The organism is Microcoleus sp. BROC3 (assembly GCF_036702515.1).
In the GTDB taxonomy this organism is placed as follows: domain Bacteria; phylum Cyanobacteriota; class Cyanobacteriia; order Cyanobacteriales; family Microcoleaceae; genus Microcoleus.
Genome location: NZ_JAUBTQ010000002.1, coordinates 1 through 13,968, shown reverse-complemented (window position 1 = coordinate 13,968; position 13,968 = coordinate 1). Strand labels below are relative to the sequence as shown.

At 46.7% G+C, this 13,968-nt stretch carries 12 protein-coding genes; 7 read left to right on the top strand and 5 right to left on the bottom strand.

Going from position 1 to position 13,968, the window contains the following annotated elements; genetic code table 11:
• The first annotated feature begins 23 nt into the window (after positions 1-23).
• Positions 24-1,016 carry an ABC transporter substrate-binding protein gene (locus QUB30_RS01445; RefSeq protein ID WP_333328013.1) on the top strand — a complete coding sequence of 331 codons (993 nt, stop codon included), beginning with the start codon at positions 24-26 and terminating at the stop codon, positions 1,014-1,016.
• A complete protein-coding gene (locus tag QUB30_RS01440; RefSeq protein ID WP_333328010.1) occupies positions 1,013-3,124 on the top strand; it encodes a SpoIIE family protein phosphatase in 2,112 nt (703 codons plus the stop codon). Before QUB30_RS01445 ends, QUB30_RS01440 begins: the two co-directional genes overlap by 4 nt.
• Before the next feature lie 278 nt (positions 3,125-3,402).
• Here the strand turns inward: QUB30_RS01440 and QUB30_RS01435 are convergent, their stop codons facing one another.
• Together QUB30_RS01435 and QUB30_RS01430 are read right to left on the bottom strand one after the other, a co-directional pair.
• On the bottom strand, positions 3,403-4,074 hold the full coding sequence (locus QUB30_RS01435; RefSeq protein WP_333328006.1) for a VOC family protein: 672 nt from the start codon (positions 4,072-4,074) through the stop codon (positions 3,403-3,405).
• A 445-nt stretch (positions 4,075-4,519) separates the two neighbouring features.
• Positions 4,520-5,845 carry a transposase gene (locus QUB30_RS01430; protein WP_333328003.1) on the bottom strand — a complete coding sequence of 442 codons (1,326 nt, stop codon included), beginning with the start codon at positions 5,843-5,845 and terminating at the stop codon, positions 4,520-4,522.
• A 300-nt stretch (positions 5,846-6,145) separates the two neighbouring features.
• Here QUB30_RS01430 and topA point away from each other — a divergent pair, with 300 nt between their 5' ends.
• Entirely contained in the window at positions 6,146-8,872 is a 2,727-nt protein-coding gene (gene topA, locus QUB30_RS01425; RefSeq protein WP_333327999.1) for a type I DNA topoisomerase, read from the top strand.
• A gap of 164 nt (positions 8,873-9,036) precedes the next feature.
• On the opposite strand, the gene QUB30_RS01420 is transcribed toward topA, so the two are convergent.
• Positions 9,037-9,624: an FKBP-type peptidyl-prolyl cis-trans isomerase gene (locus QUB30_RS01420; protein ID WP_333327996.1), complete on the bottom strand. Its 588-nt coding sequence runs from the start codon at positions 9,622-9,624 to the stop codon at positions 9,037-9,039.
• A gap of 242 nt (positions 9,625-9,866) precedes the next feature.
• Positions 9,867-10,193, bottom strand: a complete 327-nt coding sequence (locus QUB30_RS01415) for a phasin family protein (protein WP_242723321.1) — start codon at positions 10,191-10,193, stop codon at positions 9,867-9,869.
• Positions 10,194-10,408: 215 nt separating this feature from the next.
• On the opposite strand from QUB30_RS01415, the gene QUB30_RS01410 reads away from it, so the two are divergent.
• The 4 genes from QUB30_RS01410 to QUB30_RS01395 all read left to right on the top strand — a co-directional run bounded on the left by QUB30_RS01410 (position 10,409) and on the right by QUB30_RS01395 (position 13,249).
• Positions 10,409-10,765: a zinc ribbon domain-containing protein gene (locus tag QUB30_RS01410; protein WP_333327992.1), complete on the top strand. Its 357-nt coding sequence runs from the start codon at positions 10,409-10,411 to the stop codon at positions 10,763-10,765.
• A 72-nt stretch (positions 10,766-10,837) separates the two neighbouring features.
• On the top strand, positions 10,838-11,803 hold the full coding sequence (locus QUB30_RS01405; protein ID WP_333327990.1) for a BadF/BadG/BcrA/BcrD ATPase family protein: 966 nt from the start codon (positions 10,838-10,840) through the stop codon (positions 11,801-11,803).
• Positions 11,804-12,083: 280 nt separating this feature from the next.
• The gene (locus QUB30_RS01400; RefSeq protein ID WP_333327987.1) at positions 12,084-12,740 is read left to right on the top strand and encodes a hypothetical protein; all 657 of its coding nucleotides are present in this window, start codon (positions 12,084-12,086) and stop codon (positions 12,738-12,740) included.
• 107 nt (positions 12,741-12,847) lie between these two features.
• Positions 12,848-13,249 carry an MgtC/SapB family protein gene (locus tag QUB30_RS01395; protein WP_333327984.1) on the top strand — a complete coding sequence of 134 codons (402 nt, stop codon included), beginning with the start codon at positions 12,848-12,850 and terminating at the stop codon, positions 13,247-13,249.
• Positions 13,250-13,481: 232 nt separating this feature from the next.
• Here the strand turns inward: QUB30_RS01395 and QUB30_RS01390 are convergent, their stop codons facing one another.
• Positions 13,482-13,844: a hypothetical protein gene (locus tag QUB30_RS01390; RefSeq protein ID WP_333327981.1), complete on the bottom strand. Its 363-nt coding sequence runs from the start codon at positions 13,842-13,844 to the stop codon at positions 13,482-13,484.
• Positions 13,845-13,968: the final 124 nt, after the last annotated feature.

Here is a 13,968-nt window from a genome sequence, read left to right as displayed (position 1 = left end):
ACACCAGGAATGCTATAGCTAGTATGTCTAAACTACTCAATTACATCTGTATCTTTATTATTACCGGCGGGCTGCTGTTTGCTTGTCAATCTCCGGAATCTCTACAAGTAAAACGTCCTCCCCTGAACGTAACTTGTGTCCCTTTTGTTGGCCATACACCTGTCATCATTGCTCAAAAGAAAGGATTCTTCAAAGCCCAAGGAATAGACGTGGAACTGAGCTATGTAAACTACTTACAATTGCAACAAGCAGATTTCAGTGCAGGGAAGTATGATGGGATCGGATTAACCTTGGGAGATTTTATTTTCTTGAGTGCCACAAATCCTGATATGCAAGCTGTGATGGTTGTGGATGAATCGACAGGTGCTGATGCGGTAGTCGCGCAATCGGACATTAAAACAATTCTTAACTTGAAAGGAAAAAAGCTTGGTGCAAATCTAGGCGGCTTTAGCGAAGTCTTCGTTAGTGAGATGTTGAAAACCTCCAAGCTGACGAGCGATGATGTTAGCCTGGTTAAAGCCGAGGCTTTAGAAGTTCCCCAGCACATACAAAACAATGCTATCCAAGCAGGACACACTTGGGAACCGTATCTTTCTGAAGCATTAAAATTAGGCGCACATATCCTGTTTACAAGCAAGCAAACCCCAGGCTTAATTTTGGATGTGGTCGCGTTTCGGGGTGAGGTGATACGCGATCGCCCCGAAGATATTCGCGCCTTTGTGCGAGGCTGGCTTCAAGCCTTGTCTTATTGGGAAACAAATATTCCCGAAGGAAACGAGATCGCGAGCCAAGCCTTGAATATTCCCAGCAATACAATCTCTTTCGAGGGATTAGACCTCACTGATTTTGCAGAAAATCAAAAATTTTTTCAATCTGACAGTCCTAATTATATCTACAAAACCGCCAAGAAATATGCGGACTTTTTTATTCGCACGGGCAATGTGACGCGCCTTCCAAATATAGAAAGCTTGTTCAATTCTTCTTTCTTAACCCCCCCTCCTAGTTTGAAACCATGAAGCGCTCGTTTTTCAAAAGCATTCGTACAAAGTTAATCGTGTCGTTTCTCGTCGTTGCTCTAATTCCGTTGCTGTTGTTAGCATTTATCGACAAGCAGACAACTGAAAAGGCATTGACCGACAACGCACGACAAGCCCTATCTGCAGAGGCTACCGAAACCGCTCACAGAATAGATGAGTTTATCGATAGGAATCTCAATGCCGTGCGCGTAGAAGCGATTTTACCAGGTTTGGCTGCCTATCTGGGCCTACCTCCAGAACTGCGAAATGGTAGTCCCGAAGATATGTTAGCGGCTGAAACCTTAAGTCGCCTCAGTCGCAAAGATATGCTTCATATTCTCTCCTATGCCTTGCTCGACTTAAAGGGACGGAATGTACTCGATACGAATACATCGGATGTTGGACGAGATGAATCCGGTCAAGATTACTTCCAAGAACCGCTCAAAACTCAACTATCTTTTGTTTCTAGTATTAGACTATCGCCGACAATTCCCAACCTTGTTACGCTCTTCTTTAGCAGTCCTGTTCGCGATACGAAGGGAAATATATTGGGTGTATTGCGGGTGACATACAATGCCACATCTGTCCAGCAGTTGGTGACTCGGGAAACTGAACACGCAGGTGCGAAATCGTTAGCAGTTCTTTTAGATGAACACTATATCCATCTGGCACATAGCACTAAACCTGAACTCCTTTTCAAATCCATTGTGCCTTTGCCACCCAATGTTGTAGCACAACTGCAACGCGAAGGGCGTTTGCCTAAGACTCTAACGCAAGAACTTGCAATCAATTTGTCCGATCTCAAGCAAGCATTAGACACTAAACAGCCCTATCTAACCACACGGTTGGCAGCTAGGGGCAATAAAAATGAGTTGAGCCTTTTAGCGATCGCCCACCTGAAATATAAACCTTGGTCAGTCCTTTTCGCACAGCCCATTGCCGTTGCCCTAGCACCTGTAGAAAAACAAATACGCGATGCACTTCTTTTATTAGCCATCATCGCCACAATTGTAACTATCATAGCTTTTGCGATCGCACAACTATTAACAAAGCCTCTGATTGACCTCACCCAAGCGGTTGCCCAGTTTACGGCCGGTCGCTTAGACATCCGTGTGAAGATGCGATCGCAAGACGAAATCGGTCTGCTGGCACGATCCTTCAACAGTATGGCGAGGCAACTCCAAGAATCCTTTGAAACCCTCGAAGACAAAGTTAAAGAACGAACAGCAGAACTAGCTAATGCTAATGACGAAATCATTGCCCTCAACGCAAAACTCAAAGAAGACAACCTTCGTTTAGGTGCAGAATTGAATGTGGCGCGTCAGATCCAGCAAATGATTTTGCCCAACCCTGATGAACTGGAAATTGACGGACTAGATATCGCCGCATACATGGAATCCGCCGATGAAGTAGGAGGTGATTACTATGACGTGCTACAGATCGATGGTGTGGTAACACTGGGTATCGGCGATGTCACCGGACACGGCCTGGAGAGTGGCATTCTAATGCTGATGACGCAAACCTCAGTTCGCACCCTGCAAGAGATTCGCGAACTAGACCCCGTTCGGTTCCTGGATGTACTCAACCGTACCCTCTACAAAAACGTGCAGCGGATGAATTCTGAGAAAAGTTTGACGCTGGCGATTTTGAACTATTCCGAAGGACGAATCAGCATCAGCGGTCAACATGAAGAAACGCTAGTGGTGCGAAAAAATGGAGAGGTTGAGCGCATCGACACGATGGATTTAGGCTTCCCGATCGCTTTAGATGATGATATCGCAGACTTCATCAGTCACATCCTGATTGAGCTAGAACCTGGGGATGGCGTGGTGCTTTATACTGATGGCATTCCAGAAGCCTATAACATCGGCAAAAAACAGTATGGACTGAAGCAATTGTGTCAAGTGATCGGTCAAAATTGGCACAAATCTGCTGGAGAAATTAAGGATGCGGTGATTGTAGATCTGCGGCAACATATCGGTAAGCAGAAAGTATTTGATGATATTACGTTGCTAGTCTTTAAGCGGGAGGCTGACGTTACTGAAAAGGGAACTTTAGTTAAAAATATCATTTCCCAAAAAAATACTACCGTGACACTGAGAGTTTGAGCAATACTTTATGAAAATAAATTACTAAAAAACAATTGATTTAACGGCAGACGCTTTAAAAATAATTCTGTCGCAGCGCCGTGAACTATAGCTAATCGACAAAAAATTCGGCCTTGGATAATTGCGGGATTATTTTGATTGTTTTGTGGGATGGGCGTCCTGCCCGAAGGCGTGTATTTTCACGCCTAACTCCTACTCCGCACAAACATCATCCTCAAATTGTGCAACGCCAAGACTTCTACAGCTTATCAAAATTATTGTTAGCTGACGGCTTGAGATTACCAACTGATAATCAGCGGCAATCCAGGTCGAAAATCTACCTGTTGTCCCTGCACTTCTCCATCAAAACCAAGCTCCACAAAATACTCGGTTCCTATCCGTAACTTGAGCTGATTTGTGTCAATCACTGCTTGCAGTTCAGGTGACGGATTATTGGCAGCAGGACTGACTAATTCTACGCGAGTAATTTCCCGGAAACCAACACCATGCTCCAAAGGCTGTGACTTCTGGCCCGAGTATCGATCTGGACGTTGACTAAAGGAAATTTGGAAAAGCATCGGCTCAGTCAACACATCACTATTTGTTGCCACCGCGATACTCATCGTTTCAGATAAATAAGGTGGACGATATGCCCAACTAGAAAATGCAACTGTGTCCTCAGAACCTTTGGCTGGACGCAAACAGATGCCAAATGGACACGCACCATTATTCCGATTTGTCGATCGATCCCAAAGACGAGTCTGATGAATTGGCTCAGACTGCGCCTCTTCTGGATCGTGAATCCATAACAATTCCAACATTGCGTTATGGAAAAAGAAACAGCGATTGGTTGTACCTTGTCCGCGATGAATGCGAGATCCACCCTCAACTAAACCGAAGGATGATAAACGATTAGCTTCCGAAGCACCAATATCAGTAAGGATGAAAAGATGGTCGAATTCAAATGTCATAGCATTGTTGATAGAATTGATCGCTCCAGTAATTTTAACCTTCTGTGATGGCTTTCCTTCCGATCGCCGGGCTGATGCTGCACAGCGTACTGTACCAAAGTCCCAAACCTCTACTCAGTCAATTTTTCCCAATCTAAAATCTAAAATCGATAGTCCCAAACCTCTACTCAGTCAATTTTTCCCAATCTAAAATCTAAAATCTAAAATCTAAAATCGATCCCCCCAACCTTCCCCAACCTTTAAGTTACAACCAGATTGAGGAACCATCCGCCCGCATCCAGCAGTCTCAACATCCAGTTACCGACTATTCTGGTAAAGTCAGGTCATCATCCGGTGCATCTTGTAGAGACGCGATTCGCAGCCTCTGCCCCGAAAGCAATAAAATCCCATCAGCTTGTCACCTGCCACCCGTGAGGCAGTAACTTAAAAATTAAGGTAGTGTCAATTACCCGCCACCAAGCGGAGTACCGCTATGGTGGGGGCTTGTGTCTAGACTCCACCGCAATTCTGAGAATTTTTGTAAAATCTCAGCTTTGGCTTCATTGCCTGACACATCAGGGGATACTGACAAGCTCCCCGTACTCATCCAGTCTTGCCGGACAAGTAGCGTTCTTAATGTGATATTTCGTGCCCCAACCAAATCAGAATGCAACTCATGTTGGCAGCATTCACAACGAAATCTTAGCCCTTTGTTTGGTCGATTAGCCTTCGATGTATGACCGCATTTAGGACAACTTTGCGAAGTATAATGAGCCGGAACTTTTGTAGCCAAAGAACCATTCAGATTAGCCTTATAATCAATATAGCCATGTAATTCGGCAAACGACCACTTAGCTTTGTTCCGATTAGCTTTGCGTTGCTTCTTGCTAGCCCTTTTTCCCGACCTAGACTTAGTTCTATCCCCTATTCCAGTCAAGTTTTCTAGTCCAATCAAGCTGTGAGGTTTAGCAATCTCTTTACTGATTTGATGGTTGACATCAGCGATAAACCGTCTTTCTCTACCAGACAAAGCAATTAATCTACGCTTTGCCGATCTAGTGCCTTTACGCTGAAGAGTTTGTCGCGCTTTATGGTAGCGATTAGCTTTGTGTCTAGCAGATTTACCAGAGTAGAATTTAGACTTGTTTTGCAAATCTGTTTCTACCGCCAGATATCTTTGCCCAACATCAACACCAGAGACTCTGGTGATCTTTGTGGGATCGATTTCAAGGGTTTCTATCTCTAAGCTCACCATCAAGTAGTAAGTCTTAGAAGAACGCTGATAGACAATCTTTGCCGCACCAATCTTTGGGCATTTCGCAATCAGAGCAAGGTGCTTATTGTAACCATTATAAGAAACAACCACTCGACCATTCAGAGTGTTAATACTAACTCGACCCTCAGTTTTAAATGAGTAATCTCGCTGATAGTTCAAAGTGCAAGTCCTAGAAACATACTTGGGAGCTTTGTCTAGTCCTTTATATCGTTTCTTAGTGTAGCCTTTGGCAATAGCATCAGCGTTCTGCTTTGCTTTGATCCACAGGGCTTTATAGGTAGCAGATACCTGTCTTGGAGCATTGCAAGCCATTTGCGCTCCCAGCCCAAATTTAGCTCTTAACTCGTTATAAACAGCTTTCTGCAACTTAGCCCCATTACTGGTTTTACCTGCGTCAAAAGCAACTCGCGAAGTGTAGTTCAAAGCATCTCGATAAGCCAAGGCAGTCTGGGACACCAAAGCTTTTTGCTCGGTGGTCAGGTTGAGTTTTAGCTTGGCGGTGATTACTTGGGACATTATTTTCACGAAATCTAGTATTATTGTATCTCGTGAAGATAAAGATAGCAACGAAAAGTCAGGAATTTGTTCACTCCTCACCGAAAGAGCCCTTCCAACATCTAAAGATTGTCGGTTTCGGTTGGGGACGGGATTCGTCGCTCACGCGCATTTCTCCCGCCACCAAGCTACGCTATGGTGGGGGAATCCTGCTGTTCTAGTTGAAAATAATACCCAAATGTTTCCAGAAGCCTTGACATCTGACATACACTCTGTAAATTAAACACTCGCTTCTGCGCCGCTACCCATATTAAAGATGCCATGTCAACCCTAGTCATCGTCGAATCTCCGACCAAAGCCCGCACCATTCGCAACTTCCTGCCCTCCACCTACCGCGTAGAGGCATCGATGGGCCATGTCCGCGACCTCCCCTCCTCGGCCGAAGAAATACCAGAAGCCGTTAAAGGAGAAAAATGGGCGCAACTCGGCGTAAACGTGGAGGCAGACTTTGAACCCCTCTACGTCATCCCGAAAGATAAAAAGAAAATTGTTAAAGAACTCAAAGACGCCCTCAAAGACGCCACAGAACTGATTCTAGCCACTGACGAAGACCGGGAAGGCGAAAGCATTTCCTGGCATTTGCTGCAAATCCTCAAACCCAAAGTGCCCATCAAGCGGATGGTGTTTCACGAAATCACCCGCGAAGCAATCCGCGATGCTTTGACTCACTGTCGCGATATCGACAATCGAGTAGTACAAGCCCAAGAAACTCGCCGGATTCTCGACAGACTCGTCGGTTACACACTCTCCCCGCTACTGTGGAAAAAAATCGCTTGGGGTTTGTCGGCAGGCCGGGTGCAGTCAGTCGCAGTCAGGCTTTTGGTGCGCCGGGAACGGGAACGCCGCGCCTTCCGCCAAGGTAGCTACTGGGATTTAAAAGCCCTTTTGGAAAAGGGCAAGATTTCCTTTGATGCCAAACTCGTGACTGTCGGGAATGTGAAAGTTGCCAACGGCAGCGATTTTGATGAAAATACCGGGCAAATTATCGCAGGCCGCCGCGTACTTTTGCTGAACGAAGAACAGGCGCGGGCTTTACTCTCGCGCATTCAAAACAAACCCTGGACTGTCACAAATCTCGAAGAACGGCCAGTCACCCGGAAACCTTCGCCGCCGTTTACGACCTCGACTTTGCAGCAGGAAGCTAACCGCAAGCTGCGGCTGGGTGCGCGGGAAACTATGCGAATTGCCCAAAGTCTCTACGAACGGGGTTTTATCACCTATATGCGGACGGATTCGGTGCATTTGTCCGAACAGGCGATCGCAGCGGCGCGCAGTTGCGTGCAAGAACTTTACGGCAGCGAATACCTCAGCCCCCAACCGCGCAAATACACGACGAAAAGCAAAGGCGCGCAGGAAGCCCACGAAGCTATCCGTCCCGCCGGCAGCACTTTTCGGACTCCGCAGCAAACCGGATTGGATGGCATTGATTTCCGCCTCTACGATTTGATTTGGAAGCGGACTGTGGCCTCTCAAATGGCCGATTCCCGCCAAACTCACGTCACTGTATTAACTCAGGTAGAAGATGCCGGTTTCCGTTCCAGCGGCAAACGCATTGATTTTCCAGGCTTTTTGCGGGCATACGTGGAAGGTTCCGACGATCCGAATGCGGCGTTGGAAGACCAAGAGGTGATTTTGCCGGCGCTGAAGGTGGGGGATAAACCTAATTGTAAAGATTTAGAGGCAGTTGGCCACGAAACTCAACCTCCCGCCCGCTACACGGAAGCTTCTCTGGTGAAAATGCTCGAAAGCGAAGGTGTGGGCCGTCCGAGTACCTATGCGAGTATTATCGGTACAATTGTCGATCGGGGATATGCGAAATTAATAGCTAACGCCCTAATTCCGACATTCACCGCTTTCGCAGTCACGACTTTATTGGAAACACATTTTCCCGATTTAGTAGACACCGGTTTTACTTCCCGAATGGAACAAACCCTCGATGAAATTGCCACGGGCGAGGCGAAATGGCTGCCGTATTTGCAAAAGTTTTATACAGGGGAAAGCGGACTCGCAACCCAAGTTAAAGAACAGGAAAGTCAGATTGATGCGAAAGTTGCCCGAACTGTGGTATTGGAGAATCTCACCGCCAAAGTCTGCATCGGCAAATTCGGCGCATACCTGGAATCAGAAAGCGAAGAAGGCCTGGTAAAAGCATCGATTCCCCAAGATTTAACGCCGGCAGATTTAGACCCGGAAAAAGTCGAGTTTCTGTTAAAGCAAAAAACGGAAGGCCCGGAAAAATTGGGTCTTCACCCGGAAACCGGGGAACCGATTTTTGTGCTGATTGGCAGTTATGGGCCGTACGTTCAGTTAGGGGAAGTTTCGGAAACGAACAAGAAACCGAAGCGGGCTTCTTTACCGAAGGGGACGGATAAGGATAGCGTGACGCTGGATATGGCGGTGAGTTTGTTGACTTTACCCCGGTTGTTGGGAACTCACCCGGAGACGGGGGCGAAGGTGCAAGCTAATTTGGGGATGTACGGGCCTTATGTGGTGCACGACCAGGGTAAGGTGGGGAAAGATTATCGATCGATCAAAGCGCCGGATGATGTTTTGACGATCGAGCTCGATCGGGCATTAGAATTGTTAGCGCAGCCGAAAGCCGCCCGCGGCCGCAACAGCAAAGCCACCACACCTTTGAAGGAATTGGGCGCGCATCCAGAGTCGGGAGAACCCATCAATGTTTACGATGGCCGCTACGGCCCCTACGTGAAACACGGCGATATCAATGCTTCTTTGTCCAAGGATGAATCTGTCGAGAATTTTACCTTACAAAGAGCACTGGAATTGTTAGCAACCAAGGAAGCAGCCGGGGGAAAAACTAGCAGCAAGTCCAAGAAGTCAACGAAGACTGCGGCGGCGAAGTCGGAGACTGCAACTGAGAAAACTGCGGCGAAGAAAACTACTGCTAAAAAGACGACAACTGCGGCGAAGAAAACCACGACTAAGAAGGCGGCGACTGCGACTGCGACTAAGAAGAAAACCAAGTAAAATTAGTTTATTTTTCTATCATCCCAGAAACCCGGTTTACTTGAGAAACCGGGTTTATTTATTTGTACAGCCCTGAACGCACGCTAACCCAAAAAACCCGGTTTATTTGAAAAACCGGGTTTCTAAACACTGTCAAAGTTTTACGTTTAATTAGGTTGAGTTACCTAGCCAGCGATTTTCAGCAATTCCACATCAAAAATCAGCGTAGCATTAGGAGGAATTACCCCGCCGGCACCGCGAGCGCCGTAACCGAGTTCAGGGGGAATAATCAACTTGCGGCGGTCTCCAACTTTCATCGTACCGACACCTTCATCCCAACCCTTAATTACTTGACCTACGCCAATTTTGAACTGAAAAGGAGAATTGCGATCGCGCGAACTGTCAAACTTCGTGCCATCTTCCAAAGTGCCAGTGTAGTGCACCACAACCGTCTGGCTTTTTTTTGGAGTCGCCCCATCACCCTGTTTCAATTCAACATATTTCAGACCTGAATCTGTGGTGACAGTTTTCTCAGTATTATCAGTCATGTTATTGCCAGCGATAGTAGTTGGTACATCCGGTAAAGTAGCATCAGCTACTAGCAAGCTATCTTCATTCAAAGACTGCGCTGACAACTTCTCAATAGCAGTCTCGGATGAAGGATTATTTAATTCGGCGGCAACTGCTTGGGGCCCAGAACCGCCCATTTGAGCGACTATCAAAAACACAAAGCAAACCAGCATTACCCCCAAGCTGACTAGAACTCCTCGCAAAATTAATCCTCCTGATACTTTTAACCGCGATATCTCAGATATCTAAGACATCTATTACAACAAGAACCACCAAATTTTATCTGAACTTTTCCGCCAAAAGATGGCAGGTGCCAGCTAATTTTAAAGACAAAAGTATGAAGTCAGAATGTTTGTAATTCTACATAAGTGCCTTCTTGAGCCTTCTGCCTTCGGGTGACAATTTTATCACAAGATAACAGCGAACCGCTCCCGGGCGATCGAACTCAGCGCCAATTACGGTTCTCTAAATCCCGCATCTGACGTTCCAAACGATCGAGCCTTCCCCGCAACTCATCCATTTCGGACTGTCGGGGAACGCCCATATCTTGCAGCATATTCCGCAGTTGCCGCTGCAACTGCGTATCCCAATTGCCCTGTTCAGACTTGAGGTGCTCCGTCATGTCATCGACAAAGGTTTTGGCTTGCTCAGGATTGATTTTGCCATCTTTGACCCATTGCTCGCTGACTTCCTGCAATTTCTCGGCCACCAAGGAGGTAGTACCAATGCCCAGCATTACCAGTTGTTTGAGTAAGTTGCTATTGTTATCCATAAATTTTTCCTACTGTTTGCCCCTTCATACCCGATCGGCTCAGGTCGCCTGCGGTCGCTGCGAAACCATCTGTAAACTTAAAGTTACATCAGCGCTGACCTACCTTTCTATTTTGGAGCATCCAGCCGCCTGATGGCGAGTCGATCGCGCTTATGGGCGTTCGGAAAACCCGCTAATGAGCTACCGACAAGATTACCCTATCACCAGCAAAGTCAATGCCTGATTGTCCCCGCTGTCACCAACCTGTAGACGCCCGAGCCATCGCCTGTGCGCACTGCAAAATCCCTCTCAAAGCTTTCGGTCATCCGGGTATCCCCCTTTATCGATCGAAATCGGAAGACTTTCTGTGCACTACCTGTATTTACCACGAAGATGACACTTGCAACTACCCGCAGCGTCCTTTTGCCAAAGAATGCACGCTTTATCACGATCGAGCTGAGCCACTTGTGCCGCCGACGATCCCTTACATCAGCGGCGGCTGGCCGCAATCAATCAAAAATTGGTGTCAGCGCCATCTCGTTTGGTTAGCTTTAGTTGGTTTAATTATTATTAGCATTGCTCTGTCGATTTAATCGGATTGTACAAAGCGTAGAATAGAAATATATCTGTTAATCTGGGTTGCTCTATTATTCTCTAAATTATTCATGAGCTACGTATTCGGCATCGACGGGGGCGGCACGAAAACTATCTGCCTCTTAATGGACGAAAACCACATTGTTTTGGGACGGGGCGAAGCAGGGCCGTCAAATTATCAAACGCTGGGAATTGAGACAACCAAACAATCCATTCAATTGGCGATCGAACGAGCAGTTCTGTCCGCTAAAATCGAGACGAATAGCAATCTCAACATAGAAGCAATTGGTCTGGGACTAGCAGGCGTCGGGCGTCCAAAAGATATTGAAATAGTGCAATTTGTAGTGCAGAACTTGCAGTTGACGAATACTTTACCTGTAACCCGATCGTTCTTGCCTAGGAATATCGTAATTTGCAGCGACTGCGCGATCGCACTTGTTGGGGGCACGGGCTATCCAGTGGGTATCACCGTTATTTCAGGAACCGGTTCGATTGTTTTCGGGCAAAACAGTCAAGGGAAAACTAAACGAGTCGGCGGTTGGGGATATCTTTTAGGCGATGAAGGCAGCGGATATGACATCGCCATTCAGGGTTTGCAAGCGGCTTTGAAGTTTGATGACGGACGCGGAGAATTTACAGCACTTGCGGAAAAATTTCAAAACCATTTCGGCCTAAATCACCTCGAAGAATTGGTAGAAGTCGTTTACCGCCGCGGTTGGGGAGTGAAAGAAATTGCAGGTTTAGCGCCGATTGTCGATCGAGTCGCAGCCGAGGGCGATCGCGTCGCTGACGGCATTATTGATAGTGCCGTGGCAGAATTAACCTTTTCAACAAAAATAGCCATTTCAGCCCTATTTAACCCCAGAGAAGAATTTGAAATTGTGCTCATAGGAGGTGTGTGGAGCTCAGAGGCAAATTTCCGGGGTCGGTTTGAAGCGGCAGTAAGTGCGATCGCCCCAAAAGCTAAGGTAATCTCGCCCCGATACGAACCAGCTTTCGGTGCTGGGTTGTTAGCCTTAAACGCTCTCAACAATTAAACTCGTGCCCCGACGCTTCCTGGTCGGATTTCACATTAACTGTGAGAGGCTAAGGGGGACGATGAATCGAAATCTCTGCTTTATCCTCCTTATCTTCCCAATCTTGCGGATTTTCGCGATTTTTCCAAATTTTCAAATTCTGGATTATCTACCTTATCTTCCCAACTTGTAGAATTCCAGGCTGCCATAATTAAAACATCAGATGAATCCGAAACCAGAAACAAATTTAGCAGTAGTGCGTTCCTAAGTAAACCAAAACCGAAGCAAGGAGACAATTTATATGATTACTTCTCAAAAATGGCGTTCAGCAACAGCAGCAATCCTCGCATTGGGCATTACACTTGGAACCAGCGCGCCGCTGGTGGTAGCTACCCCCGCAGAAGCTCAACAACGAATTTCCCAATTTGATAGCATCCGAATTCCCTCGGGCAGTGTAATTCCAGTTAGCTATGAAAAAGACAAAATTATTGTCACCCGCGAAGAAACAGCACCTTTAACTTTAACAGTAGCGCGAGACATCCGCACAGATCAAGGCAGAGTATTAATCCCCGCAGGCAGTCAGATTGTCGGGACACTGCAACCTGTAAGAAGAGGCAATCAAATCGGTACTCAATTTGTTGCCAGAGAGTTAATTATCAGCCGCCGCCAACGCTATCGGATTGACGGCTATTCGGGAATTATTACCAGAACCGAAAGAGTTCAAAAAGGTGCTGGTACAGGTTCGATCGCGCAAGGTGCAGCATTGGGTGCAGCAGCAGCAGCAGCGCTAGCAGGCATTACCGGCGACAAAGCGATCGCCACTGAAGAAGTATTGGGAGGCGCTGGGATCGGCGCTTTAGCTGGAGTATTGTTGGGGCGGCGCAGCGTTGACGTGCTCGTGATTCGCCCGGAACAAGATTTGGCAGTGAGATTGCGATCGGACATCGTGCTGCGCTAATATTGGAATCTTCCGATTGATTAATTATTTGCAGCAAAACATTGTCGATCGCTAACTTTTGGTCTCCCGATCATGGGCTAGGCATACTATTAAGGTTGTGCCTAGCCATGTTTGTTGGCGGAATTATTGGATGGGAACGCCAACTCAGACACAAACCAGCGGGATTGAGAACTCATATGCTAGTAAGTATGGGTTCTGCACTGTTTGTTTTAATACCGCTGGCAATAGGTAAAAATGGAAACGAACGAGAGGCGATCGAGCGCGTAATTCAAGGCATTGCTGCCGGGGTTGGGTTTTTGGGAGGCGGAGAAATCCTGCGGCAAAATCAGCAGGAAATAGGCAAAGTTGAAGTTCGCGGGCTTACGTCTGCCGCCGCTATTTGGGTGTCAGCAGCTTTAGGAACTGCGGCAGGATGCGGGTTGTGGCAACTTGCATTAATTGGCGCTTTAATGTCGCTGTTTGTTCTGAGAGTAATTAAAGAGTTAGAGCGTCGGAGTCGCAGGAAATAGTCTCAGCGATTATATCAGGTCTGGTAAAATAACCGTTATAACGTTGCAGTGAAAACTCGATCATTCCCAGCCAGTTTTATGAGGAATGAAGTCCTAACTACCAACCAATTTGACTGCGGTCGATCGAGGTGACATAATATTAGCGGTTTCATAGCAAGTCCAGTTAATCACTTATACACGATACGCAACAAGTGGTTTGACTCGCTACTTATAGAACCCATTTGAGATCTTTTTACGCGGTGGCTAGTCTTTTAAGCATCAGTCTGATAAAGCAAAGCTTGAGTTTGGCATTTGAACGAGCGAGTGTGCGATCAAAGTTTTTGACTAAACTTTTGCATCTTTCCACCCAAGCGTTTGAACGTTCAATCACCCATCTAGCCGCCACAGGCACAAATCCCGATTGCCCTTTAGCGAGCTTTTCGGCTTTTGATGGCTTGGCGGAGAGTTCAAATTGAATCTTAGCCATAATCTGAGGATAAATCTCCTCCAAGGCTTGAGTAATTTTCTCAGGGTGGTACCCGTTGTCTAACAAGATGGTAGTTTTGGGAAGTTCGGCAGGTTTAGATTTGAAGTAATCGATGTTTTGGGAAAGCATTTCAATCAGCCCTCGATCATCAGATAAGCTAGCTTTGGTACAGTGAGCAGGGTAAGCGCATCTCAAAGGCTATTGACAAGCGGGTTGAGAGGCATCATCATGGGGAAATAAACAAGCAGCGAGA

Coding starts and splice junctions, on each gene's coding strand:
- QUB30_RS01445 (WP_333328013.1), top strand. CDS start 24: ATGTCTAAACTACTCAATTACATCTGTATCTTTATTATTACCGGCGGG.
- QUB30_RS01440 (WP_333328010.1), top strand. CDS start 1,013: ATGAAGCGCTCGTTTTTCAAAAGCATTCGTACAAAGTTAATCGTGTCG.
- QUB30_RS01435 (WP_333328006.1), bottom strand. CDS start 4,074: ATGACATTTGAATTCGACCATCTTTTCATCCTTACTGATATTGGTGCT.
- QUB30_RS01430 (WP_333328003.1), bottom strand. CDS start 5,845: ATGTCCCAAGTAATCACCGCCAAGCTAAAACTCAACCTGACCACCGAG.
- topA (WP_333327999.1), top strand. CDS start 6,146: ATGTCAACCCTAGTCATCGTCGAATCTCCGACCAAAGCCCGCACCATT.
- QUB30_RS01415 (WP_242723321.1), bottom strand. CDS start 10,193: ATGGATAACAATAGCAACTTACTCAAACAACTGGTAATGCTGGGCATT.
- QUB30_RS01410 (WP_333327992.1), top strand. CDS start 10,409: ATGCCTGATTGTCCCCGCTGTCACCAACCTGTAGACGCCCGAGCCATC.
- QUB30_RS01405 (WP_333327990.1), top strand. CDS start 10,838: ATGAGCTACGTATTCGGCATCGACGGGGGCGGCACGAAAACTATCTGC.
- QUB30_RS01400 (WP_333327987.1), top strand. CDS start 12,084: ATGATTACTTCTCAAAAATGGCGTTCAGCAACAGCAGCAATCCTCGCA.
- QUB30_RS01395 (WP_333327984.1), top strand. CDS start 12,848: ATGTTTGTTGGCGGAATTATTGGATGGGAACGCCAACTCAGACACAAA.
- QUB30_RS01390 (WP_333327981.1), bottom strand. CDS start 13,844: ATGCTTTCCCAAAACATCGATTACTTCAAATCTAAACCTGCCGAACTT.